Below are 24,183 nucleotides of genomic sequence, written 5' to 3'. Positions count from 1 at the left end.
GCGAAAGAAGTGAAAGAAGCGAAAGATGCCACCCCAGTTCACGTACCTCATCGACAGGTAAAGCCACAGGTAAAGCCATATGTCCGGAAGTTTGTTCTACACGGGTCTGAGCGGTCTCGGCGTCGCGCGCACCGCGCTGATGACCACGGCCCACAACACCGCCAACGCCTACACCACGGGCTACAGCCGCCAGGTGGCGGAGATCGCCACCGGCAGCCCCAACGCCACCGGCTCGGGCTTCATCGGCTCGGGCGCCAATGTCTCGACCGTCTCGCGCAGCTACGACCGCTACCTGACGGCGCAGCTGTCCATCGCGCAGTCGGCCTCGGCCGCGCTCGCCACCAACGGCACGCAGGTCACCCGCGTCGACACCCTGCTGGCGGACAAGACCTCGGGCATCGCGCCGCTGATGCAGAGCTTCTTCACCAGCATCCAGGGCGTGGCCAACACGCCGGCCGACCCGGCCGCGCGCCAGCAGATGATCAGCTCCGCGCAGGCGCTGGCCGGCAAGTTCCGCTCGACCGACCAGTACCTGTCGGACATGAACTCCTCTGTCAACGACCAGATCGTCGGCAGCGTGAACCAGATCAACACCTACGCCGGCAAGATCGCCAGCCTCAACCAGCAGATCAGCCAGATCAGCGCCATGGCCGGCGGCCAGCCGCCCAACGACCTGCTCGACCAGCGCGACCAGCTCGTGAGCCAGCTGAGCCAGATCGTCGACGTGAAGGTGCTGCAGCAGGACAACGGCAAGTACAACGTGTTCATCGCCACCGGCCAGTCGCTGGTGGTGGGCGACTACGCCGCCACGATGGCCGCGGTGAACTCCGCGGCCGACCCGTCGCGCAAGGCCATCGCGCTGCAGGGCTTCGCGGGCAACACGTCCGAGCTGGGAGACGGCGTCATCACCGGCGGCACGCTCGGTGGCCTGCTTGCCTTCCGCCGCGACACGCTCATTCCCACGCAGAACGCCATCGGCCGGCTCGCAATGTCGGTGGCCGACGCGGTGAACGCGCAGCACAAGCTGGGCGTGGACCTGAGCGGCGCACTGGGCAAGGACTTCTTCACGCAGGCCGTGCCGGTCGCGCTCTCGAACGCGAAGAACGCGGGCAATCTCCAGCTCGGCGCATCGCTTTCGAACGCCTCGCAGCTCACGACCAGCGACTACAGCGTGGAAGTCACCAACGTGGCCGGCACGCTCACCTACAACGTCACCCGCCTGTCGGACAAGCAGTCGATGGGCAGCTTCACCACCTTCCCGATCACCTTCGACGGCGTGAGCCTCGCGGCGACCAGCGGCACTGCGCAGGCGGGCGACTCGTTCCTGATCCAGCCCACGCGCACCGGCGCGCGCGACCTCGACGTGCTCACGCGCGACCCCTCCAAGGTGGCGGCAGCCTCGCCCATCGTCACCGGCAACACCGCCGGCAACAAGGGCACCGGCGCGCTGGGCGCGGCCACCGTGGACGCGAGCTACCCCGCGACCCCGCTGGCCACCAACCTCACGCTGAGCTACGACGCCGCCACCGGCAACCTGACGGGCTTTCCCGCCACCTCGGCCGTGACCGTCACGCTGGCCAACGGCACCAGCACCACCTACGCGGCCGGCACGCCCGTGCCCTACACCGCCGGCGCGAAGATGAGCTTCGACGGCGTCAGCGTCACGATGACCGGCGCGCCCGCGAACGGCGACACCTTCACCATCGGCAAGAACAGCTCGGGCGTATCGGACGGCAGCAACGCGCTGCTGCTGGGCGCGCTGCAGCGCAAGACCACCATGGCCAACGGCACGGCGACCTTCAACGGCGCCTACTCGCAACTGGTCAGCGAAGTCGGCAACCGCTCCATGGCCATCAAGGTCGCAGCCACCACGCAGGACAGCGTCACCAGCCAGATCAAGGCCAGCCGCGACTCCATCTCGGGCGTGGTGCAGGACGAGGAAACCGCCAACCTGCTGATGTTCCAGCAGATGTACCAGGCCAATGCGAAGGTGATCCAGACCGCCTCGACCATCTTCGACACCATCCTCGGCATCGGCCGCTGAGTTCGGGCAGAACCCGTCCGGAAGAGTCACCAAGTCAAGTCAGGGCAAAGCGATGCGCATCAGCACCCAATCCTTCTACGATCAGAACGTGCTGGCCATGGGCCAGCAGCAGCAGAAGCTGTTCAGGGTCCAGCAGCAGCTGGCCACCAACTCCAAGTTTCTCTCGGCCGGCGACGACCCCGTGGGCGCGGCCCGCGCGCTCGGCGTGAGCCAGACGCTGTCGGAGATTTCGCAATACGCCACCAGCCGCCAGCGCGCGTCGCTCTCGCTCTCCAACGAGGAGAACGCGCTCGACTCGGTGACGTCGATCCTGCAGAACATCAAGACCCTGACCGTGCAGGCCGGCGGCGCCGCGCTGTCGGACGCCGACCGCGCATCCATCGCCACCGCCATCCAGAGCAGCTACGACCAGCTGGTGGGCGTGGCCAATTCCACAGACAGCAGCGGCCAGTACCTGTTCGCCGGCTTCAAGAGCGGAACGCCGCCCTTCGTGACCGCTGCAGGTGGCGGCGTGCAGTACGTGGGCGACCAGGGCCAGCGGCTGATGCAGGTCGACGTGGCGCGCCAGATGGCCACCTCGGACGACGGCCGCACCGTCTTCCAGTCGGTGCAGGGCAGTGCGGGCTACGTGGCCTCGGGCGCCGCAGGCAACACCGGCACCGGCGTGTTCGGCTCCGTCAGCGTGACCGATGCAACGGCGCCGAACTACGGCAAGGACTTCACCATCACCTTCAGCGCCACCGGCTACACGGTGACGACCAAGGACACCCCGCCCGTGGTGGCAGGCGTCGGCCCGATCTCGCCGGACACGCCCGTCACTTTCGGCGGCGTGCAGGTCAAGATCACCGGCACGCCGGCGCCTGGCGACAGCTTCGACGTGTCTACCGCGAAGAACGCCGGCACCGACGTGTTCGCTTCCATCGGCGAGCTGGTGACCGCACTGCGCACGCCACTGGCCGGCGGCGGCGCGGCCGCGCAGGCGAAGCTGCTGAACGCGCTGAGCACCGCCAACGTGAAGGTGACGAACGCGCACGACAACGTGCTGACGGTGCTGTCGTCCGTCGGGTCGCGCCAGAGCGAGATCGACTCGCTGAATTCGGGCGGAGCGGATCGCAAGCTGCAGGAAGACTCGTACCTGTCCTCCATCGAAGACCTGGACCCCTACAGCGCCATCGCGGAGTTCTACCAGCGCCAGTCCTCGCTGCAGGCCACGCAGATGACCTTCGCGAGGCTCAACAGCATCTCGCTGTTCAACTATCTGTAGGAAGAGGGCGCGGCATCCGCGGAGACGCCGCGGCTCCCTGGTTGACGAGGCGACAACAACAACTCCCGGATCTTCGATGCCGCTTGGGGGCCAGGCCGGAGTCCCCTGTCGCTGCGTACGGAGATGAAAGGAATGTGTGGGCGTCGTCAGCGCGACGCGAAAAACCGGGAGCACCAGCGTGTGGGAATTCGTACTTTCGGTTTGGAAGGCTGAGGTAGCCAACTACCCCATCCTCCTGATGCAGGCGGCGGCGCTGCTGGGTGTCTTCAGCCTGGTGCTCATGGTGTCGAAGTCGTCCGAAGCGGCGCTCCATCGCCGGGCGACCTTCTACGGATGGACGGTGGGATTGACGGGGTTCGTCCTTCTCGGGATGGCATTCCAGCTGATGAACCTGCCGTCCAAACCCTACCTCGGGTCCGACCTGCTCTTCCTGTCGGGGTTGCTGGGCGGCTGGCGCGGCGGGGCTATCGGCTGGACGCTGATCGTGGGCGCCAGGCTCCTGTTCGGCGGCTTCCACCAGGCGCCGGCGTTCCTGCTCGACATGACCCTGATGGTCGCCGGCGGCATCGTCATGCACTACCGCCTGCGCCACAAGCCGATCACCTCCTTCGGCTGGCGCGACATCTGCAGCGCCTGGCTCGCGCGGGTTGCGTTCACCATGCTCTCGATCGGCCTGGTCCATGCGTTCGAGCTGGTGCCTCCCATCGTCAACGCGCGCGTCCTTGTCCTTCACGTCTTCGGCTGTGCGCTGTCGCTGATGATCATTGCCTGCGTGCTGGCGCTTCTTCGAGGGGATGCCCGGGAAAGGGAGTCGCGCGCCCGCGCGCTGGTCGCGTCGCGCACGAACCATCTGACGGGGCTTCCCAACCGCCGGGCGCTCGGCGAATTTCTCGAGAAGCTGCTGGCGGCCGACGACAGGCAGCATGCCCTGATGACCTTCCAGGTCGCGAACCTCAAGGAGATGGTGCGCACGCTCGGCCACGACTGGACAGACCACCTGTGGGAGCATCTCTCTTCCATCATGACCCGGGGGCAGGCAGGCCAGTCGCTCGAGACATTCAACCCCCTGTGCTTTCAGCTGAACGACTTTTCGCTCACCGTGGTGGTGCAGGGAACCTCGCTGGAGTGGATGGAGCAGCATCACCTGGCGCATCGCGTGCTGGCCGAAGTGGTGGCGGCGCTGCGGAGGATTCATGTCGCCTACATGCCGCTGCAGCTGCGGATCGGCGTTTCCAATGTCCGGGCGGGTTCGAAGGCGAACGCCGCCGCGATCCTTCGAGAGCTGAACCTCGCGTTGCAGAGCAACGAGCAAACGGTGCGCTATTTCCACGGCTCGTTTGCGGACCAGGCCGACAGGGACGAGGACGTCCGGCGCATGCTGATCGACTGGATCCGCACCGCCAGCCCGCCGATGCAGTACCAGCCGAAGTTCCACCTGCTGACGCGCCACGTGTGCGGGGCCGAGGCGCTGCTGCGCGCGCATCCGCTGAACGGCCATCTGCTGCCACCGCCGTACGTGATCGAGATCGCGACCCGGCACCAGCTCCTGTCGCAGTTCGAGTGGTGCACGCTGGAAGTCGTCGGGCGCGACATCAAGCGCTGCCTTGCCGCCGGCTGCCACATACCTCTTTCGGTCAACATCTCCGCCACCACGCTGACGCTGCCGCTCTTCGGCGACCGCGTGCTGTCGTTCCTCAAGCTGCTGCACGTTCCGCCCCGGCTGCTGTTCGTCGAAATCACGGAAAGCGGCCATGTGCCCGATGTGGAAACGGTGCGCACCAACATCGCCGTGCTGCAAAGCGCGGGCGTGGGACTTTCGCTCGACGACTTCGGCACGGGCTACTCGGCGCTGACGACCCTGGCGACCATCCCGTTCACGGAGGTGAAGATCGACCACAGCATGATCTCAAGGATCGACCAGCCGCGCATGCGCGAAGCCGTGTCGCTCGCGTTGGAAAGCGCGACTCGCTACAACGCCACGCTGGTTGCGGAGGGCGTGGAGACGGAGGACCAGTCGACGCTGCTGCTGGAGATGGGGGTGCTTGTGGGGCAGGGGTATCTTTTTTCGAAGGCTGTTCCGATGGATACGCTCATACAGATTGCTTGCCATGATGGGGCGATCTTTGGGGAAGGAGGGGCGGGAGTGCGACCGTCTGCTTGACTTCCCGACTTACGGAGCTGCGCGTATCAGTCCTGATTGCTTAGGGTTGCACGAAGCGATTGCAAGGTACTGTCCATCGCTTCTATCCGTCGCTGCAAATCCTCATTGATTACCCGGATCAGTGCGCCGAGTTCGACCCGGTTCGGATAGACCTCTTCCGTGTCGTTCACCCCTTGCGGAAGAACGAGTTTTTCGAGGCACGAGTACGCCCGCTGCATTTCTCGCAGGCTGTCGATGTCATCGCATGCCTGCAGCGCAAGCGATTCAATGCTGGCGGCTTCAGAAGATTCGGGAAACGAAGAGACGTGCGCAGACGCGCGAGCAGATGCAGCCATGAATGGCCTCCAAGTGATTGCAGTTTGCTGAAACCGACGCGCTCAACGCCAATTGAGGGCGGCAGCTCGACGGGTTGGCGTACCGGGCAATCACTTGCGTGAAACCGGCAGGGCGCGAGCCCTCCCGTCGAGCCGCCAAAACTGGAGGCACGAACGACAAAGCCGCAGACCCTGCGGGAAACTGCGGCTTACGTCGCAGTGATTGCACGGGACGCCAATCCCGATCACGCCTGTAGTCGACGTGACGGGCGCAGTATAGCCACGCACCTATCTGCGATTCGAGGAAAGCGGGGATGCCCCCATCGCTTGTAGCTTCAGCTACCGCGAAAGATCAAGGCCGCAACCCTTGCGTAAACCGAAGCATGTTGGCAATAGCCTCCCCAAACCTCGGCTCCAAGAAAGCCCCGAGATTCGGCATCAACAACTGCAACATGAAGATCCCCGCCAGCAGCGTCAGCGGAAACCCCACCGCAAAGATGCTGAATTGCGGCGAAGCACGATTCAGGATGCCCATCGCCAGGTTCAGCGTAAGCAGCGCTGTGATCAGCGGCAGCGACAGCATCAGCCCGCTCGCAAAGATCTCGCCGATGGCCAGCGCCAGGAACATCCACCCGCGAGACGCCAGCTGCGCATCCGCAATCGGCAGCGTGTGAAAGCTCTCCGCCAGCGCGTTCACCATCAGCAGGTGGCCGTCGAGCGCCAGGAAGATCAGCATCGCCAGCATGTTCAGCAGGCGCGACACCACCATGGTGCTGCCGTGGCTCATCGGATCGAAGAAGGACGCGAACGACAAGCCCATCTGCAGGCCGATGTATTCCCCCGCTGCAAGCACTGCGGTGAACACGAGCCGCACTGTGAAGCCCATGGCCGCGCCGATCAGCACCTGCTGCACGATGATCCACACGCCGCCCGCGGACACGACCGGCACGGCGGGCAGCGGGCCGATGGTGGGCGAGATCACGAAGGCCAGCATGGCTGCGATCAGCACCTTCACCTGCCTCGGTACCCATGCTTCGCCGAAGATGGGCGCGGTGCTCACCAGCGCGAGCATGCGCACGAAGGGCCAGAGAAAGGCCACCATCCAGCCCTCGAGCTGGGCCGAGGTGACCGAGATGATCGACGGGGTCACGTCAGCTCACGTCGCGTCGGGAAGCCAGATCAGTTCAACAGCAGCGGAATGCCGGCGAACAGCGCGCGCATGTAGTCGAGCATGCGGTCCAGCATCCAGGGCCCGGCGACCACGAGCGTGGCGAACACCGCGAGCAGCTTGGGAATGAAGGACAGCGTGGCCTCGTTGATCTGCGTGGCCGCCTGGAAGATGCTCACGATCAGGCCGATGATGAGCGCCACCAGCAGCAGCGGGGCACCGATGAGCAACGATATTTCCATGGCCCGGTGGCCCATGGTCATGACGGATTCGGGGGTCATCTCTGCCTGTACCTGGAGATAGAGCCTGGGGATGGAACCTAGAGATAGAAGCTCTGCGCCAGCGCGCCGATGAGCAGCTGCCAGCCGTCGGCCAGCACGAACAGCATCAGCTTGAAGGGCAGCGCAATCGAAGCAGGCGGCACCATCATCATGCCCATGGACATCAGCACGCTGGCCACCACGAGGTCGATGATGAGAAACGGTATGAAGATGGTGAAGCCGATCTGGAACGCGGTCTTCAGCTCGCTGATGACGAAGGAGGGCAGCAGTATGCGCAGCGGCACGTCTTCGGGGCCCTGCATGTCGGGCACCTTCGCGAGCCGCGCGAACAGCGCCAAGTCGCTCTCGCGGGTCTGCTTGAGCATGAAGGTCTTGAAGGGCGCGATGCCGCGCTCCATCGCCGCTTCGGCGCTGATCCTGTTTTCCGAGAAGGGCTTGTAGGCGTCGGTGTAGGCCTTGTCGAGCACCGGAGACATCACGAAGAAGGTGAGGAAGAGCGACAGCCCCACGAGGATCTGGTTGGGCGGCGAGGTCTGCGTGCCGATGGCGGTGCGCAGCAGGCCCATCACGATGAGGATGCGCGTGAAGCTGGTCATCGACAGCAGCAGCGCGGGAAGGAAGGTGAGCGAGGTCAGCAGCACCATGGTCTGCACGCTCAGTGACCAGGTCTGGCTGCCGCCGGGGCCGGGCGTGCTGGTGATGCCGGGCAGGCCCTGGGTCCAGGCCACTGCCGGCACGAGCGTGGCGGCGAGCAGCAGCAGCGCGGCTCGCAGGCCGCGGCGCAATGCGGAGTGCGTCATGGGGCGGGGCTTGCCTTGCCGGTGATGGCTTCGCGCAGCTTGCGGGCGAAGAGCTCCACTGCGCGGGGTGCGGCGGCGGTCGTCGTCGAGGCGAATGCCGTCGATGCGGTATGAGGCTGCACCTGGGCCGGCAGCGTATGCAGCGTGTTGACCTGGCTCGGCGTGACGCCCAGCACCAGCCAGGTGTCGGCCACTTCCACCACGACCACGCGTTCGCGCTGGCCGACAGCGGCGCTCGACACCACCTTCACGACTTGCCCGCCGCCGAGGCGCTGCAGGCCGAAGCGCCGCGCCGCCCATGCGCACAGGAAGATCAGGCCGACCACCACCGCCATGCCGAAGCCGGCCTGCAGCAGGCCCGAGGCACCGACGGCGGCCGGAGCCACTTCGTGGACTGGTGTTGGCACGGTGGGAAGACTCATGCGCGCGCGAGCTTCTGCATGCGCTCGGAGGGAGTGACGATGTCGGTCAGGCGGATGCCGTACTTCTCGTTTACCACCACCACTTCGCCCTGCGCAATCAGGTAGCCGTTGATCAGCACGTCCAGTGGCTGGCCGGCCAGGCCGTCGAGCTCCACCACCGAGCCTTGCGACAGTTGCAGCAGGTTCTTGATGGTGATGCGCGTGCGTCCGATCTCGGCGGTGAGCTGCACCGGCACGTCGAGAACGCGCGCGATGTCCACCGGCGCCACGCCCGAATGCGCGGCGGCCGGCGTGTCCTGGATCTGCTGGAAGACCTGCGCGGTGGCGGGTGCCACGGCGGGTTCGGTGGAGGCCGGAGCCGTGGGGGCCGGTGCGGAGGCCGCCGTCTGCTCTGCCAGGGCGGCTGCCCAGTCGTCCGCGTCGTTGCCGGCGGAAGAGGTGTTGTCAGTCATGTTCGTTCTTCAGGTCGCTGTCTTGATGGGAGATCATGTTTTGCACGCGCAGCGCATAGCGCTCGTTGGAGGTGCCGTAGCCGCACTCCATCACCGGAACGCCGCCGACCTTGGCGACGACGGTCTCGGGCAGCTCGATGGGAATGACGTCGCCGACCTGCAGCTTCATCACTTCGCCGATGGTCGAGGGCATGGAGACGAAGTCGGCCACCAGTTCCACGTCGGCGGACTGCATCTGGCGCGACATCTGCGTGACCCAGCGCTTGTCGACCTCGACCTCGTCCTGTATCGGGTTGGAGAGCAGGTCGCGGATCGGCTCGATCATCGAGTAGGGCAGGCACACGTGCAGGAAGCCGCCCACGGGGCCGAACTCGATCTGCAGCGTGGTGTTGATCACCACTTCGTTGGGCGCGACGATGTTGGCGAGCTTGCCGTGCATCTCGGCGCGCACGTAGTCGAAGTCGAGCGGAAACACGGGCTGCCACGCATCGCCGTAGCACTGCAGCGACAGGTCGAGCAGGCGCTTGATGATGCGCTGCTCGGTGCGCGTGAAGTCGCGGCCTTCCACGCGCACGTGGTAGCGCCCGTCGCTGCCGAAGAGGTTGTCCACCACGAGGAACACCAGCTTCGGGTCGAACACGAAGAGGGCTGTGCCGCGCAGCGGCTTCATGTGGATCATGTTGATGTTCGCGGGCACCGGCAGGTGCCGCACGAACTCGCCGAACTGCTGGATCTGCACTGGCCCCACCGAGATGTCGGGGCTGCGCCGCATGAAGTTCAGCAGCGCGCCGCGCAGGCCGCGCGCGAAGCGGTCGTTGATGACCTCCAGCGTGTGCATGCGGTTGCGCACCACGCGGTCGGGCGCGCCGAGGTCGTAGGCGGGCAGGCCGTCCTTCGGCGGCGCAGGGGGAACCACCTGGTCGACGTCGCCGGTGACGCCCTGCAGCAGCGCATCGACCTCGTCCTGCGAGAGCACCTGTTCATACGCCATGGATCGCTTGTCGTCCGGAGAAAGGTGACGTGGTGCTCACTGCACGACGAAGATGTTGAACGAGACGCTGGAGATGCCCAGCTCGGGCGTCTCGGGCGTGAGCGGTGCGTTCAGCGCCTTGCGGATCTCGTCGGCCAGCTTGGCCTTGTCCTCGGGCGTGACCAGCGACTCGGGCGGGCGGTTCGACAGCAGCACCAGCAGGCGGCTGCGCAGTTCGGGCATGAACTCCACGATCTGCGACTTGGTGTGCTCGTCGCGTACGCGCAGTGCCATGCCGATCTGCAGGAAGCGGCTGCGGCCCTCCGCCTGCAGGTTGACGGTGAGCGGCTCCAGCATCACGAAGATGGGCTTCTCGGGCGTCGCCGGCTTTGCGGCCTCGGCGGTGGAAGCGGCACCGCCCGTGAAGCGGGGGAGAAGGAAGTACGCGGCAGCGCCGATGGCGGCGATGAGGCCGACGGCGACCACGATCCAGATGAGCAGCTTCGGTGAGCGGCCTGGTGCCGGCAGTGAGGCGGTTGCGACAGTTGTTGGGGGAGCCATGTTGAAGCGGTTTTCTTGTCCGATCTATTCTTTGCGAAGTCCCGCGCGGACGAACGGCCGAACAAGCGCACAAAGGCGTTTCATATCCGTTCATTGAGAGGCGCCGGTCAGGCCGGCGCCGTCGCGCGCGTGGGGCGAAGGTGTGGCGTGTACGTGGCCTCAGGCGAAGGTGTCGACGCCGGAGCGCGCGTCGCCGGTCGGGGAGGTGCGAACGGCGGCAACCGGTGCGGCGGATGCGCCGCCGATCGCGCGGCCCGCTCCGGGGTAGGGCGAGCCTGCCTGCTGCCGCGCGGCACTCTGCTGTTGCTGGCCCTGTTGCTGCGCGAACGCGGCGCCGTTGCCGAAGGGCTGGCGCGTTTCCGCGCCGACCGATGCCTGGCCCAGCGTGATGCCTTGCTCCGACAGCGAGTTGCGCAGCTGCGGCAGCGCGGCCTCGATGGCCTTGCGCACGCTTTCATGAGCCGACACGAACATGGCCTGTGCCTGGTTGTCGCCCATCGACAGCGTGACCTTGAGCGGACCGAGGCCTGCCGGGTTCAGGTTGAGCTCTGCCGTGTGGTTGCCGCTGGTGCTCATGCGCGCCAGGTGCTGGCCGAGGGCAGGCGCCCACTTGTCGCTGCCGACTTCGGGGGCGATGGTGTGCGTGGAAGCGCGCGCAGCAGAGGCCGTGTCGTTCGCGTGTTCCGAGGGAGCCGTCGTCACCGCGGCCGGTTGCTGGAGCGCACTCGGCGGCACGGAGGACTGGCTGTCGGTGTTGTCTGCTGCCGCTGCAGCCGCAACGGCCGTCACCGCAGCCGGGGCAGCCTTGTCGGCCTGTGTGTCGCCGGCGGCCGCGGGTTGCGCGGCGCTCGCGAGTTGTTCGGCGGTGGTGGCGCTCATGGGGGCACGCGATGCGGCACCGCGACCGCTTGCGACAGTGCCCACGGGCGCGCCGGCGGGTGCGGATGCGGGCTTCGCGAAGCCGGCGCTCATGGTCTGCGCGGCGATGGCGGCTCGGGCCAGTTCGTGCAGCGAAGCCGCCTGGGCGGCGTCGGACTGGAGGGGGGCTGCCTGCGTGCCGGGCAGTGCCGGCGTCGCGGGCTTCACCGCAGCGTCTTTCGCGGCCGCGACGGCTTCGGGCGTGGCCTTGGCATCGGCGGCGGCCGAGGCCGCGTCGCCGGCGAGCGTCTTCGCGACGGGAGCCTGCAGGGCCGGGTCCAATGGAATATCCGTTGCCGCACCGGCGGGCGCTGCCGTCGCCGCGGCGGCATCGGCCGCGCCATTGCCGCCTTGCTGCTGGGCTGCGCGTCCCGCGAGCGTCAGCGCATGCAAGGGGCTGTTCACCGGCGCGAGAAAGGCCAGGTTCGGGTCGGCGGGCAGCGCGCCTTCATCCTTCGTCTCTTCGTCCGCGCCGGGTTTGCGTACGGGCTTGCGGTCGATGGTGGCGACGTCCTGTGCGGTCGAGTCGGTCCGGGCGCCGTCGTTGCTGTTGTTCGCGCGCGAGCGTTCCAGCGCCGCGCCGAAGCTGCGGCCCTGGTCCTCGTCCGCGCCGCGGCTGCGCGCACCGGCCTGCGTCGCGGCCTGGCTGGCGGCGTTCGTCATGACGGGGGGCGTGATCATGGGAGTCATGTCGGTTCCTGGGTGGAGATTCGCTGGTGGAGGCTCAAAGCGGCGGGTGCGAGGCACGGTCGATGAACTTGCGCGCCGCGCGCTCGTCGCTGTCGCGCTGCTCGCGCTTGGCCTCGGCCATCATTTCCTGCATGCGCACGCGCTCGGCCAGGGTGTCGAAGGAGCTCAGGCGGCGCTTCTGCTGCCGCCAGTCGGTGCGGCCGTGGTCCAGCCGGCTTTCGGTCTGGGCGGCGATGGCGCGCTGCTGCTCGATGGCACCGTCCAGCGTGCCGAGGAAGTTGCGGTAGTTGCGCCACTGCGAAGAGGCCAGGCCGTCGCGCATCAGCGCGTCGAGCTGGTCGTGGTAGTCCTGCCGGTACTGCAGCAGCAGTTCGAGCTTCTGGCTGGCATCGAGGTGTGCGTTCTGCAGCGCACCGAGGCGCCGCGCGGCGTCGTCGGTCTGCGTGTGCGCCAGGTCGATCAGCATGCCGAGGGGGAGCTTGCGTGTCATGTCTTCTGGAGTTTTTGTGGTGTGGATGCGCGTGCTTCGGGCGTGAACAGGCTCTCGAGGTGCGCGATCGACTCCTCGTAGCCCGCGCGCTCGTCCATCGACTGCTGCAGCAGGCCTTCGATGCGCGGGTACATCGCAATCGCCTGGTCGAGCTGCAGGTCGTGGCCGGGGGCGTAGGCGCCCACGCTGATGAGGTCGCGGTTGCGCTGGTAGCGCGAGAGCATCTGCTTGAAGCGGCGCACGGTGTCGAACTGCGAGGACGGAATCAGCGCGGTCATGGCGCGGCTGATGGAGGCCTCGATGTCGATGGCGGGGTAGTGCCCGGCCTCGGCCAGCGCGCGAGAGAGCACCACGTGCCCGTCCAGGATGGCGCGCGCCGAGTCGGCAATCGGGTCCTGCTGGTCGTCGCCTTCCGACAGCACCGTGTAGAAGGCGGTGATCGAGCCGCCGCGCCCGTTCGCGTCGCGCGCGCCGTTGCCCGCGCGTTCGACCAGCGCCGGCAGCTTGGCGAACACCGAAGGCGGGTAGCCCTTGGTGGCGGGCGGCTCGCCCACGGCCAATGCGATCTCGCGCTGCGCCATCGCGTAGCGGGTGAGCGAGTCCATGATGAGCAGCACGTCCTTGCCGCGATCGCGGAAGTACTCGGCCAGGCAGGTCGCGTACGCCGCGCCCTGCAGGCGCAGCAGCGGCGAGTTGTCGGCCGGCGCGGCTACCACCACCGCGCGGGCCAGGCCTTCCTCGCCCAGCGTGTTCTCGATGAAGTCCTTCACCTCGCGGCCGCGCTCGCCGATCAGGCCGACCACGATGATCTCCGCGCTGGTGTAGCGCGCCATCATGCCCAGCAGCACGCTCTTGCCCACGCCGGAGCCTGCGAACAGGCCCATGCGCTGGCCGCGCCCGACGGTGAGCATCGCGTTGATGGCGCGCACGCCCACGTCGAGCACCGAGTCGATCGGCGCGCGGGACAACGGGTTGATGGGCGGCGAGCTCAGCGGCACCTTGCGCGCCATGTCGAGCGGGCCGAGCCCGTCGAGCGGGCGGCCGGCCGCATCGACCACGCGGCCGAGCATGCCTTCGCCCACGGGAAGGCGCTTGGTGTGGGCGTTGCCGGTAATTCCTGCTTCGTCGGGCTCCGGCGCGCCGGGCCGTGCGTACACGCGCGCACCCGGCAACAGGCCGGCGACTTCGGTCTGCGACATCAGGAAGAGCCGGTCGCCCGCGAAGCCCACCACCTCGGCTTCGGCATGCCGCTGCGGGTGGCCGGGCGGCAGCTCGATGAGGCAGTCGCTACCCACGGGCAGCTGCAGGCCCACGGCCTCGAGCACCAGCCCCACGGCGCGCGTGAGACGGCCCGAGGCGATGGTGGTCTCGCAGCGCGCGATGTTGGCGCGCGCCTTCTCCAGCGTGCCGAGCACGGATTGCAGATGCGGATTCGGGGCGATGGCCTGCATGTTCGTGGTCACTGCGCCTCGGCCTGGCCGTCGGCGTCGCCGTTGAGAGCGGCCGTCACGCGCTTCCAGCGCGTCTCCAGCGTGCCGTCGAGTTCGCCGGTGGCCGATTGAACGCGGCAGCCGCCGCGCGTGATGGCGTCGTCCGCGCGCACCTGCCAGCCGGCGGCCTCGATCTCTTGGCCGAGGCTGCTCCTCACCAGCGCCACGTCGTCGGGGTGCAGCAGCAGGCGCGGCTCGCCGCGCAGGGCGGGCTCGGTGTTGAGCAGGTCGCGCACCACGGGCAGCACCCACTCGGGCTCGGTCTTCAGGGTGCGGTGCACCACCTGCCGTGCCACGTCGAGCGCCAGCGCGAGCACGGTGCGCGAAAGTTCTTCTTCGGCGCGCCGCAGCGCATCGGGCAGCGACTGGGCCAGCGCGCGCAGGCGTTCGGCATGCGCGCTGGCGGCGGCGAGACCGGTGGCCAGGCCTTCGGTGTGGCCCGTCTTGCGGCCTTCGGCAAGGCCCGTGGCCCGGCCCTCGGCTTCGCCGTCGATGCGGGCTTCCTTGCGGATGCGCGCGAGGTCGGCGAGATCGATCTTCGGCTGGGGCGGTGGTGGTGGTGGCGGCACGCTCCTGCGTTCGGCGGCCTTGCGGCTCGCCGATGGCTGCGGGTTGCCGTCGATGGTGCCCATCTCCCAGCGCTCCCATGCGGAGAGCGCCGGCGGGTTCACGGCGGCTGCTATGGGACGCGCGGCCCTCGGCCCGCCGGCCGCATGGCGCGCGGCTGCGTGGATGGCGGCGAGTCGCTCGCGCGAGTCGCCGAAGGCGCCGGAGGTGGTGTCAGACGAATTCATCGGTGCCAGGCGTAGCGATCACGATTTCGCCGGCCTCCGCAAGGCGGCGGGCGACCTGCAGGATGGCCTTCTGCTCGGTCTCGACCTGCGACACGCGCACGGGGCCGCGCAGCTCCATGTCCTCGCGCAGCGTCTCGGCGGCACGCTGCGACATGTTGTTGAGGAACTTGTCGCGCAGCTCCATCGGCGCGCCCTTGAGCGCGATGATGAGCGAGTCGCTCTCGATGTCCTTGAGCAGGCGCTGGATGCTGCGGTCTTCCAGACCCAGCAGGTTCTCGAACACGAACATCTCGTCGACGATGCGCTGGGCCAGCGCCTCGTCCTGCTCGCGCACATGGGCGATGGCTTCTTCTTCCACCGCCGTGCTCATCAGGTTGACGATCTCGGCCGCGGTGCGCACGCCGCCCAGGCGGCTGCGGCGCAGGCCCTGGCCCGCGAGCATCTCGGTGAGCACGTCGGTCAGCTCGTGCAGCGCCGTGGGCTGCACGCCGCCGAAGGTGGCCACGCGCATGATCACGTCGTGGCGCAGGCGCGCGGGCAGCTTCTCCAGCACCTCGGAGGCTTTCATGCGGTCCAGGTGAATGAGCAGCGTGGCCAGGATCTGCGGATGCTCGTCGCGGATGAGCTCGGCCACTTCGCCGGCTTCCAGCTCGTTGAGCCGCTCGATGCCGCCGTGCGGCTCGTCGGGCTGCAGGATATCTTCCAGCAGGTTGCTGGCGCGGTCGTCGCCCAGCGCCTTCTTCAGCACCGCGCGGATGTAGCTGGTCGAGCCCAGGTGCAGGGCCGACAGCTGCTCGGTCTCCTCGCGGAACTCGGCCAGCACGGACGCCAGCTCTTCCTTGGAGACGGAGGTCAGCTTCGACATTGCCAGGCCCAGCGCCTGCACCTCGGAGGTGGGCAGCTGGTGCAGCGCGGCGGCGGCGCGGTCTTCGCCCAGCGCCATCAGGAGGATGGCGCTCTTGCGGGTTCCCTGTTCGCTACTCATCGTTGTTCATCCAGTGCTGGATCAGGGCCGCGACCATCTTCGGATCCTTGTCGGCGGCCTGGTGGGCGTATTCCATGTCGGCCTTGCGGCGGTTGGCTTCGCGTTCGCGCATGCTCTCTTCGGGCGAGGGCGCGTTCGGGTCCGGCTCGGCGGCGGCCACGAAGGCCGGGGCTTCCGCCGCCGCGGGCGCGGCCGGCGGTGCCAGGTGCCGGCGCATCAGCGGACGCAGCACGGCAAACCATGCGAAGAGCGCGAGCAGCGCATACAGCAGGTACTGGCCGGCCGTCTTCGCGAGATCGACGTTCTCGCGGTCGCGCCAGAACGGCACCTCGGGCGCGGGGGCGCTGTCGGCATCGCGTGCGAAGGCGCTGTTCACCACGTTGAGCGAGTCGCCGCGCTCCTGGCTGAAGCCCATGGCTTCCTTCGCGAGGTTGCGGATCTGCTCCAGCTCGCCCGGGGTGAGGGCGCGGCTGGCGGTCTTGCCGCTCGCGTCCGCCGCGTCGCGGTTGTTCACCACCACGGCGACCGACAGGCGCTTCACGCCACCGGCCGATTGCTGCACGTGGCGGATGGTGCGGTCGAGCTCGTAGTTGGTGGTGGTGTCCTTGCGCGTGCTGCTCGGGCCGGTGGGAGCGGTGCCGGTCGTGGCGCCGGCCGCGCCCGGTGCACCTGGCGCGCCGGGCGTTCCCGGAGCGGGCGGCGTGCCCGGGGCATTCGGCGCCCTCGGCCCGACGATCGGCGCGGTCGGGTTCACCGGCGGCTGGTTCGACAGCGCTCCCGGCACGCCGCCGGGCTGGCCGCCGCCATGCTGCGCCGACTCGCTGCTCTGCTGGCTGCGGATGGCGATCTGCGTCGGATCCTGGTTGGGCTTGTATTTCTCGTCGGTGTGCTCGACCACCGAGAAGTCGATGTCGGCCGCCACCTGCGCGCGCACGTTGTTCGCGCCCACGATGGGCTGCAGGATCGCCTCGATGCGGCGGATGTAGCCCTGCTCGATCTCCTGCGTGTACTTGAGCTGGCTCACGTCCAGCCCGCGGTCGGTGCCGCGCGCGGAAGACAGCAGGTTGCCGCGCTGGTCGACCACGGTGACGCTCTTGGCGTCGAGGTCGGGCACGCTGCTGGAGATCATGTGTACGATGGCGCTGACCTGGCCTTCGTCGATGCTGCGTCCGCGCGTCAGCGCGAGCACCACCGAGGCCGAGGGCTTCTTCTGGTCGCGCACGAAGAGCGATGGCTTGGGCAGCGCCAGGTGCACGCGGGCCGACTCGATGGCGCCGATGGATTCGATGGAGCGCGCCAGCTCGCCTTCGAGCCCGCGCTGGTAGTTGACCTGCTCGGCGAACTGGCTGGTGCCGAACTTCTGGTTGTCCATCAGTTCGAAGCCCACGCCGCCGGCCTTGGGCAGGCCCTGCGCGGCGAGCTTGAGGCGCGTCTCGGCCACCTTGTCGCCCGCGATCAGGATCGCACCGCCGCCCTCGGCGAACTTGTAGGGCACGTTCATCTGCTGCAGCGACGCGATGATCGCGCCGCCGTCGCGGTCCGACACATTGGTATAGAGCACCTTGTAGTCGGGCCCGCGGCTCCAGAGCATGAACGCGGCCGCGGCGGCCACCAGTGCGGCGCCGCCGATGATCAGCGGCAGCCGTGGCTGCGCGCGCATGCGTTCCAGGAGCGGGGTGGGGCCGTTGCCGGCCTCGGGCAGTGCGCCCGCGGGCGCCGCCGTGCTCATGGATGCACCTTCTTCTTCGCGGCCATTGCCATGCTGGGAGAGGGATTTCGATTTAGAGATTTCATTCCGGATGGCCGGTGATGTCGTCCACGGCCTGTTCGTTTCGCGGACGATTGTCAGCAGTCACCCGGATTTCGAATGGCCGAACAGCCGGGGTTTTCGCCCTCAGTTGCGCGCTTGAATCGGGGTCTTCCCTTGATACGCTGCAAGCCAGCCGGAGGACTTCCGTTCCTCCGTGTCAAGTCACGCAGAAGTGTTCAGACATACAAGAGGAAGAGGATCACCATGTCCATCAGCGCCATCGAATCGGTCCTGCAGCAGATGCGGGCCACCGCGGTCCAGACGGGCATCGCGCCCATGGCCACCGCCCCGGCCGAGGCCGGCGGCTTCGCGGCCGAGCTCAAGCGCTCGCTCGCCAACATCAGCGGCGCGCAGCAGCAGGCCTACGCGCAGGCCGAGTCCTTCGAGCTGGGCAAGCCCGGCGTCGCGCTCAACGACGTGATGGTCGACCTGCAGAAGGCGAACGTCGCGTTCCAGACCGGGCTGCAGGTGCGCAACCGCCTTGTGACGGCCTACCAGGAAGTGATGAACCTGCAGGCCTGACGGATTGAAGGCTTGAAAGGTGTGGCCCCCGGGAGCGCTGGCGAACTTTTTCGTACTGCCCCCTAAAGGTTCGAGGACGCTGGCCGATAACCAAGTCAACGATGGCTTGAGTCTCACAGTGGAAGCGGGTCCAGCGTTACGGCCGAAAGCCGGAGTCCACAACCTTTTTTCATCAATCAGGAGTCGAACATGGCGCAAGTCATCAATACGAACAGCCTCTCTCTCATCACGCAGAACAACCTGAACAAGTCGCAGTCGGCGTTGAACAGCGCCATCGAGCGCCTGTCTTCGGGCATGCGCATCAACAGCGCCAAGGACGATGCCGCCGGCCAGGCCATCGCCAACCGTTTCACGGCCAACATCAACGGCCTGAAGCAAGCAACGCGCAACGCCAACGATGGCATCTCGATCGCCCAGACGACCGAAGGTGCGCTGACCGAAGTCAACAACAACCTGCAGCGCATCCGCGAACTGTCGGTGCAGGCCGCCACGGGCACGAACTCGGCCAGCGACCTGGACTCGATCCAGTCGGAAATCGGCCAGCGCCTGGACGAAATCAACCGCGTGTCGGACCAGACCCAGTTCAACGGCGTGAAGGTCCTGTCGGCAGACGCTGGCAAGCTGACCGTGCAAGTCGGCGCGAACGATGGTGAAACCATCGACATCGACCTGAAAGAGATCAGCGCCAAGACCCTGGGCCTGGACGGCTTCAACGTCAACAACACTGGCTCGAAGAACAAGACCGCCACGGCTTCCGACCTGCTGGTCGCCGGCTTCACCGCTGGTGCGACGACCAACGGTGTCACGTCCTACAGCCGCACGCTGACCACTGCCGCCAACGGCGCAACGGCCAACGACGTGCTGGCCAAGATGCAGGACGGCGGCACGGTCACCATGACCGGCGGCGCAACCTACACCTACAGCGCAGCAACCAAGAGCTACACCGCCACGGAAGCCGCCCGCAGCCAGGCCAACACGCTCGCATCCCTGACCCCGCCGGCCGGCACCAGCGTGACCGCCACGGTCAAGCTCGGCAACCGTTCGATGGACGTCAAGATCGACAGCAACGGCGCCATGACCGACGCCGCCGATGGCTCGGCCCTGTACCTCGACGGTTCGAAGAACCTGACGAAGACCGGCGCTGGCGCGACGTCCGCCGCCACCCTGTCGGCAGTGCTCGAGCAAGCCACCGGCATGTCCGCCGCTGGCGACTCGATCACCATCGGCGCGACCGGCGCTTCGTACACCGTGGTGACGGCAGCCGCCGGCGCCAGCACCTTCGCGGTTGCAGGCGAGCGCGCCACGGCCGACCAGGTTGCCGCCAAGATCAACGCTGGCGCAGGCAGCATCGACATCGACGGCGCAGGCGCTACCGCTCCCTACGTGGTGGCAGCAGCCGGCGGTGCCGTGACCGGCGCCTACATCGGCGTGAGCGGCCTGACGACGACCGCCGCCGAATCGATCAACCTGAACGCCAACGGCGTGGTGACCGACGCGCAAGGCAGCGTCGTGTACGCCGACTCCGCCAAGCCCGGCAAGCTGACGACCAACGCCGTGAGCAACGCCAAGTCGACGGTCGATCCCCTGAAGGCACTGGACGCCGCCCTGTCGAAGGTCGACAAGCTGCGCAGCTCGCTGGGTGCGGTGCAGAACCGTTTCGACTCGGTGATCGCCAACCTCGGCACCACGGTGACCAACCTGTCCTCGTCGCGTTCGCGCATCCAGGACGCCGACTACGCGGTCGAAGTGTCGAACATGACGCGCGCCCAGATCCTGCAGCAAGCCGGTACCTCGGTGCTGTCGCAAGCCAACCAGACCACGCAAGGCGTGCTGTCGCTCCTGCGTTGATCGAAAGGACCTAGCCAGAAGCAAAGGAATGCCGGGCCCCACCCGAAAGGGTGGGGCCCGGCGGGCGCAGGCACCCGGAGCAAGCCGGGACCGCCTGCGCTGTCCTCTGCGGCCATGCCCTCCCGGGCGAGGCCGCAGAGGACAGCGAAACCAGCGGAACAAGGTGGAAATGATGTTGAACCCCGTGTCGGCGACTTCCGTGAAGGACAACCAGTGGACGCAACTGCTCGTCGGCGGCGTCGCAGGCGCGGCCACGGCCGGGAAGGACGACGCGAAGAAGGACGCGACGCCGGTGCAGGTCGAGCATGCGGTGCGCCAGGTGAACGAGGCGCTCGCGCTGCGTGAAGTGGGCCTGCAGTTCGAAGTCGACAAGGACACCGACATCGTCATCGTCAAGGTGGTGGATCGCTCGAGCGGCGAGGTCATCCGCCAGATTCCCAACGAAGAAGTCGTGCGCATCGCGAAGTTGATGAGCGACGGCAACGGCCTGCTGGTGGACCACGCGGCCTGAGGCCGCGGCATACGGTTCTTCATCTCCAGCGGCAGCAGCACTCTCTATCCAGGACAGGAAAGCATTCACATGGCAACCATCAGCAGCCTCGGCGTCGGCGCCAATCTCGACCTCGCATCCTTGCTCACGCAGCTCCAGACCGATGAGAGCAAGCCCCTGGTGGCACTGCAGGACAAGGCCAAGAGCTACACGAGCAAGCTGTCGGCCTACGGCTCTATCCAGAGTGCCCTCGCCACGCTGCAGACGGCCGCCAAGAAGCTGGGCGACCCGACGCTGTTCCAGAGCGTGACGGGCACGCCGACCGTCAGCGGCATCCTGTCGGCATCCGCCACGGACGTGAGCGCCGCGGGCAACTACACCATCGACGTGTCGCAGCTCGCGCAGGCGCAGACCGTGATCACGGCGGGCCAGGCCAGCTCGAAGACCGCGATCGGCAACGGCAAGATCACCATCGACTTCGGCGCCATCACGGGCGGGACCTTCGACGCCGCGACGGGCAAGTACACCGGCTCCACGTTCACCGCGGATGCGAGCCAGACCGCCAAGTCGATCACCATCGATCCGACCAACAACACGCTGGAAGGCATCCGCAATGCGATCAACGGCGCGAAGGCCGGTGTGACCGCCACCATCGTGAACGACGGCAGCGGATCGCCCAACCGCCTGGTGCTGACCTCCACGGCGACCGGCGAGAAGTCGAGCATGCGCATTTCGGTGGACGGCGACGCGGCGCTGCAGAACCTGCTGAACAACGACCCGGCCGGTACGCAGAACCTGAAGCAGACGGCGGCGGCGCAGAACGCGAAGCTCAACGTCAACGGCATCGACGTCATCAGCGCGACCAACACCGTGAAGGAAGCCATCCAGGGCGCCACGCTGACGCTGGTGAACACCGGCAAGACCGGCCTTTCGATGAAGGAGAACTCGGCGTCGGCGAAGACGGCGATCAACGACTTCGTGAAGGCCTACAACGCCCTGCAGAGCACCGCCAAGACGCTGACCGCATACGACACCAACACCAAGACCGGCGCCGCGCTGGTGGGCGACAGCACGCTGCGCAACCTGCAGACGCGCATTCGCCAGGCGCTCATCACGCCACAGGCCGGCGGCGCGAACGACATGAAGGTGCTCACCGAGATCGGCGTTGCCTTCCAGAAAGACGGCACTTTGGCCGTGGACTCCGACAAGCTCGACAAGGCCCTCGCCGGCAACCTGAAGGGCGTGGCGAACCTGTTCTCCAGCGCCACCGGCAGCACGGCCGGCTACGGCAAGCAGATCGACGCACTGGTGGACGACGTCACCAAGGGCTCCCTGAAGGTTGCGAGCGACGGCGTGACCGCGACGATCAAGGAGCTCGACACCCAGTACGACGCGATGCAGCTGCGCGTGGATGCCACGGTCGCCCGCTATCGCGCGCAGTTCAATCAGCTGGATGTGCTCATGAGCAAGCTGAACAGCACGAAGACCTACCTCACGCAGCAGTTCGCGGCGATGTCGAGCAGCAGCAGCAAGTAAGCAGGCAGGCATACAGGAAGAAGAAGCAGACCCGGAGACCAGCGGATGTACACCTCCCACAACATGCGTACCGGCGCCGGTGCCTATGCCCGCGTCGGCGTGGAAACCAGCGTGATGAGCGCGTCGCCGCACCAGCTCATCGTGATGCTCTTCGATGGCGCGAAGACCGCCATCGGCATGGCCCGCCATCACATGGCGACCGGCGAGATCGAAGCCAAGGGCATGTCGATCTCCAAGGCCATCGGCATCGTCGAAAACGGCCTGAAGGCCGCGCTCGATGCCAAGGCGGCCGGCGAAGCCGGCGCCGAACTCGTGGGAAACCTGTCGGCGCTGTACGACTACATCGTCCAGCGGCTGTTCCGGGCCAACCTGCACAACGACGTGCAGGCCCTGGACGAGGCCGACCGGCTGCTCGAGAACGTCGCTTCCGCCTGGCGGGAGATTGATGACCGGGGTCGCAGCTGAAATGCAATCGCAAGAGAAACAGGAAAACATGGCATTCCGGAGTGAAGTAGTTCATTGCTACGAAGAGCTGGCCACCAGCGTCGCGTCGATGCTCGTGCTGGCGCGTGCCAAGGAATGGGGTCGGCTCCCGGCGCTCGAGGAACGCTGCTCGGCCATGGTGGACCGCCTGCGCGCCATCGAGCCGCACGAGTCGCTGGACGAGACGCAGGTCGAGCACGTGCTCGACCTGCTGGAACGCATCCGCGCGGACCAGGCCGAGGTGTCGGGGCTCATCAAGCCGCAGCTCGAGGACCTGATCGGCCGCATGGGTTACCTGACCCAGCAGAAGAACCTCGGCAGGGCCTACGGGCCGTCGCACTGAGCGCGCCCGTCGACCGAACGCGACACGCTGAAGAAACCGCACCATGACAGGACTCGCCGGACTGCTCGACGCACTGCTGGCCGCAAGGCTGGCGCCGCGGCTCGACGTGCTCGGCATCAAGCCCGAGGCCACGATCGGCGCACCCGGTCCGGCGGCGGCGATCGGCAGGATCGAGAACGACGTACGGCTGCCTTCCAATGCCGCGCTCGACAGGCAGATTCCGGGCGCGGTAACCGGCGGCACGCCGCATGCCGCCTCGGGGGCGGCACCATCGATGTCCGCGCGGCTGTCGGTGGCGGCGCGCGTCATCGGCGCCGTGCTGGCCGATCTGCAGGCGCAGCCGGGGCCGGTGCGCGGCGCGGCGCCGCTGGTGCCGCTGGTGCCGTCGCGTGCGCAACCCGCGAACCCGGCCGTGCTGGCTGGCGTGCTCGCGCAGACGGTGTCGGACAGCGGCCTTTTCTATGAATCGCACCTGGCGTCGTTCGCGGCCGGCGGCCGCACGCTCGAGCAGATGAAGCAGGAGCCGCAGGGGCGCTGGGCAGTGCCCATGCCGGTGCTGCCGGCTGTGAAGGCGGAGGCGAATGCGCCGGCCTCGCTGGCCATGGCCGCGGCGGCCGGAACGGTGCCGGCCCTCGCGGACGTGCCGGATGCCTTGCCGTCGTTCGGTGTGCCGGCACAGGCCGGGGCATCGGCGCCGCAAGGCAATGCACAAGGCGTGGCGAGCGCGTCCGTGCCGCAGGCGTCTGTTGCCGATGCCCTGCCGCAGGACGGCGCCCAGGCTTCGGGGCAGGCCGCGACGCACGATGCCGCTCGCGTGCAGGCCGCCTATCGCCAGCCCGAAAGCGCGGCGTCCGGCGCTGCCTCCGACTCGATACCCGCGCACCGTGCGGGCGAATCCGCTCGCCAGGTCGACAGCACCTCCGCCGCGCCGGCGTCGCGCGGCGCCGAGGTGATTCATCCGCAAGCCGTCACGATCGTGCACCAGCAGCTCGACCTGCTGGCAGGCGGCGTCTTCCGCTGGAACGGACAAGCCTGGCCCGACGTGCCGATGAGCTGGTCCGTCGAGGAAGAGCAGGCACAGCCCGATGCGCGCGGCGGCGCAACGCCGGAAGCTGAAGCGGGCGCTCGCCGCTGGTCGACCACGGTGTCGCTCGCGCTGCCGAAACTCGGTGAGGTCGATCTGCGCCTGAGCCTCGAAGGCTCCGCCGTGCAGGCGCATCTTCTTGCGCGCGAGGCCTCCACCACGGCTCGCTTGCGCAGCGACACCGGCCGGCTCGCGAAGCGCTTCGACGCAGCGGGCCTCCAGCTGCAGCAGGTGCTGGTCGCGGCGAAGGAGGCGGCATGAAC

24 protein-coding genes are annotated in these 24,183 nt (G+C 67.5%); 10 read left to right on the top strand and 14 right to left on the bottom strand.

Annotation, left to right across the window (positions count from 1 at the left end):
• Positions 1 to 79 precede the first annotated feature (79 nt).
• The 3 genes from flgK (at position 80) to EJO71_RS02800 (ending at position 5,469) form a co-directional block, all read left to right on the top strand.
• On the top strand, positions 80 to 2,044 hold the full coding sequence (gene flgK / locus EJO71_RS02810; RefSeq protein ID WP_125946902.1) for a flagellar hook-associated protein FlgK: 1,965 nt from the start codon (positions 80 to 82) through the stop codon (positions 2,042 to 2,044).
• Positions 2,045 to 2,096: 52 nt separating this feature from the next.
• Positions 2,097 to 3,308, top strand: coding sequence for a flagellar hook-associated protein FlgL (gene flgL / locus EJO71_RS02805; RefSeq protein WP_125946903.1), 1,212 nt, complete (start codon positions 2,097 to 2,099; stop codon positions 3,306 to 3,308).
• Between the two features lie 136 nt (positions 3,309 to 3,444).
• The gene (locus tag EJO71_RS02800; RefSeq protein ID WP_125946904.1) at positions 3,445 to 5,469 is read left to right on the top strand and encodes a GGDEF domain-containing phosphodiesterase; all 2,025 of its coding nucleotides are present in this window, start codon (positions 3,445 to 3,447) and stop codon (positions 5,467 to 5,469) included.
• Positions 5,470 to 5,495: 26 nt separating this feature from the next.
• Here the strand turns inward: EJO71_RS02800 and EJO71_RS02795 are convergent, their stop codons facing one another.
• From EJO71_RS02795 to fliF, 14 genes are all read right to left on the bottom strand, one after another.
• Positions 5,496 to 5,804, bottom strand: a complete 309-nt coding sequence (locus tag EJO71_RS02795; RefSeq protein ID WP_125946905.1) for a hypothetical protein — start codon at positions 5,802 to 5,804, stop codon at positions 5,496 to 5,498.
• Between the two features lie 331 nt (positions 5,805 to 6,135).
• Positions 6,136 to 6,885, bottom strand: coding sequence for a flagellar biosynthetic protein FliR (gene fliR / locus EJO71_RS02790; RefSeq protein ID WP_125947407.1), 750 nt, complete (start codon positions 6,883 to 6,885; stop codon positions 6,136 to 6,138).
• A 77-nt stretch (positions 6,886 to 6,962) separates the two neighbouring features.
• A complete protein-coding gene (fliQ, locus tag EJO71_RS02785) occupies positions 6,963 to 7,232 on the bottom strand; it encodes a flagellar biosynthesis protein FliQ (RefSeq protein WP_125946906.1) in 270 nt (89 codons plus the stop codon).
• A gap of 38 nt (positions 7,233 to 7,270) precedes the next feature.
• A complete protein-coding gene (gene fliP, locus EJO71_RS02780) occupies positions 7,271 to 8,032 on the bottom strand; it encodes a flagellar type III secretion system pore protein FliP (RefSeq protein ID WP_125946907.1) in 762 nt (253 codons plus the stop codon).
• Entirely contained in the window at positions 8,029 to 8,454 is a 426-nt protein-coding gene (fliO, locus tag EJO71_RS02775) for a flagellar biosynthetic protein FliO (RefSeq protein ID WP_125946908.1), read from the bottom strand. The genes fliP and fliO overlap by 4 nt, the downstream gene beginning before the upstream one ends.
• On the bottom strand, positions 8,451 to 8,906 hold the full coding sequence (gene fliN / locus EJO71_RS02770; RefSeq protein ID WP_125946909.1) for a flagellar motor switch protein FliN: 456 nt from the start codon (positions 8,904 to 8,906) through the stop codon (positions 8,451 to 8,453). Before fliN ends, fliO begins: the two co-directional genes overlap by 4 nt.
• Positions 8,899 to 9,897 (bottom strand): flagellar motor switch protein FliM, encoded by a 999-nt coding sequence (gene fliM, locus EJO71_RS02765; RefSeq protein ID WP_125946910.1) that lies wholly within the window; start codon positions 9,895 to 9,897, stop codon positions 8,899 to 8,901. The genes fliN and fliM overlap by 8 nt, the downstream gene beginning before the upstream one ends.
• Before the next feature lie 36 nt (positions 9,898 to 9,933).
• Complete coding sequence (fliL, locus tag EJO71_RS02760; protein ID WP_125946911.1) at positions 9,934 to 10,437, bottom strand: flagellar basal body-associated protein FliL; 504 nt, start codon at positions 10,435 to 10,437, stop codon at positions 9,934 to 9,936.
• A 159-nt stretch (positions 10,438 to 10,596) separates the two neighbouring features.
• Complete coding sequence (locus EJO71_RS02755) at positions 10,597 to 12,036, bottom strand: flagellar hook-length control protein FliK (protein WP_164546719.1); 1,440 nt, start codon at positions 12,034 to 12,036, stop codon at positions 10,597 to 10,599.
• A gap of 43 nt (positions 12,037 to 12,079) precedes the next feature.
• Positions 12,080 to 12,535 (bottom strand): flagellar export protein FliJ, encoded by a 456-nt coding sequence (gene fliJ / locus EJO71_RS02750; RefSeq protein WP_125946913.1) that lies wholly within the window; start codon positions 12,533 to 12,535, stop codon positions 12,080 to 12,082.
• Positions 12,532 to 13,986, bottom strand: a complete 1,455-nt coding sequence (fliI, locus tag EJO71_RS02745; protein WP_125947408.1) for a flagellar protein export ATPase FliI — start codon at positions 13,984 to 13,986, stop codon at positions 12,532 to 12,534. The genes fliJ and fliI overlap by 4 nt, the downstream gene beginning before the upstream one ends.
• Positions 13,987 to 13,994: 8 nt before the next feature.
• Positions 13,995 to 14,819 (bottom strand): flagellar assembly protein FliH, encoded by an 825-nt coding sequence (gene fliH, locus EJO71_RS02740; protein WP_125946914.1) that lies wholly within the window; start codon positions 14,817 to 14,819, stop codon positions 13,995 to 13,997.
• The gene (fliG, locus tag EJO71_RS02735; protein ID WP_125946915.1) at positions 14,806 to 15,804 is read right to left on the bottom strand and encodes a flagellar motor switch protein FliG; all 999 of its coding nucleotides are present in this window, start codon (positions 15,802 to 15,804) and stop codon (positions 14,806 to 14,808) included. The genes fliH and fliG overlap by 14 nt, the downstream gene beginning before the upstream one ends.
• Positions 15,797 to 17,533, bottom strand: a complete 1,737-nt coding sequence (gene fliF / locus EJO71_RS02730; protein ID WP_125946916.1) for a flagellar basal-body MS-ring/collar protein FliF — start codon at positions 17,531 to 17,533, stop codon at positions 15,797 to 15,799. The genes fliG and fliF overlap by 8 nt, the downstream gene beginning before the upstream one ends.
• Positions 17,534 to 17,818: 285 nt before the next feature.
• Between fliF and fliE the strand changes: the two genes are divergently transcribed.
• The 7 genes from fliE (at position 17,819) to EJO71_RS02695 (ending at position 24,181) form a co-directional block, all read left to right on the top strand.
• Positions 17,819 to 18,136 (top strand): flagellar hook-basal body complex protein FliE, encoded by a 318-nt coding sequence (fliE, locus tag EJO71_RS02725; RefSeq protein ID WP_125946917.1) that lies wholly within the window; start codon positions 17,819 to 17,821, stop codon positions 18,134 to 18,136.
• Between the two features lie 189 nt (positions 18,137 to 18,325).
• Positions 18,326 to 19,984: a FliC/FljB family flagellin gene (locus EJO71_RS02720; protein ID WP_125946918.1), complete on the top strand. Its 1,659-nt coding sequence runs from the start codon at positions 18,326 to 18,328 to the stop codon at positions 19,982 to 19,984.
• A gap of 169 nt (positions 19,985 to 20,153) precedes the next feature.
• Positions 20,154 to 20,495 (top strand): flagellar protein FlaG, encoded by a 342-nt coding sequence (locus tag EJO71_RS02715; RefSeq protein WP_164546720.1) that lies wholly within the window; start codon positions 20,154 to 20,156, stop codon positions 20,493 to 20,495.
• Between the two features lie 69 nt (positions 20,496 to 20,564).
• The gene (fliD, locus tag EJO71_RS02710; RefSeq protein ID WP_125946920.1) at positions 20,565 to 22,010 is read left to right on the top strand and encodes a flagellar filament capping protein FliD; all 1,446 of its coding nucleotides are present in this window, start codon (positions 20,565 to 20,567) and stop codon (positions 22,008 to 22,010) included.
• Positions 22,011 to 22,055: 45 nt separating this feature from the next.
• Positions 22,056 to 22,475, top strand: a complete 420-nt coding sequence (gene fliS / locus EJO71_RS02705; protein ID WP_125946921.1) for a flagellar export chaperone FliS — start codon at positions 22,056 to 22,058, stop codon at positions 22,473 to 22,475.
• Between the two features lie 28 nt (positions 22,476 to 22,503).
• Positions 22,504 to 22,836 carry a flagellar protein FliT gene (locus EJO71_RS02700; protein WP_125946922.1) on the top strand — a complete coding sequence of 111 codons (333 nt, stop codon included), beginning with the start codon at positions 22,504 to 22,506 and terminating at the stop codon, positions 22,834 to 22,836.
• A 43-nt stretch (positions 22,837 to 22,879) separates the two neighbouring features.
• Positions 22,880 to 24,181 carry a flagellar hook-length control protein FliK gene (locus EJO71_RS02695; protein ID WP_125946923.1) on the top strand — a complete coding sequence of 434 codons (1,302 nt, stop codon included), beginning with the start codon at positions 22,880 to 22,882 and terminating at the stop codon, positions 24,179 to 24,181.
• Positions 24,182 to 24,183: the final 2 nt, after the last annotated feature.

It is taken from the genome of Variovorax sp. 679 (genome assembly GCF_003952185.1).
Taxonomy (GTDB): Bacteria; Pseudomonadota; Gammaproteobacteria; order Burkholderiales; family Burkholderiaceae_C; genus Variovorax.
The sequence above is the reverse complement of the archived record's forward strand: the minus strand, read 5'-3'. Positions and strand labels throughout refer to the sequence as shown.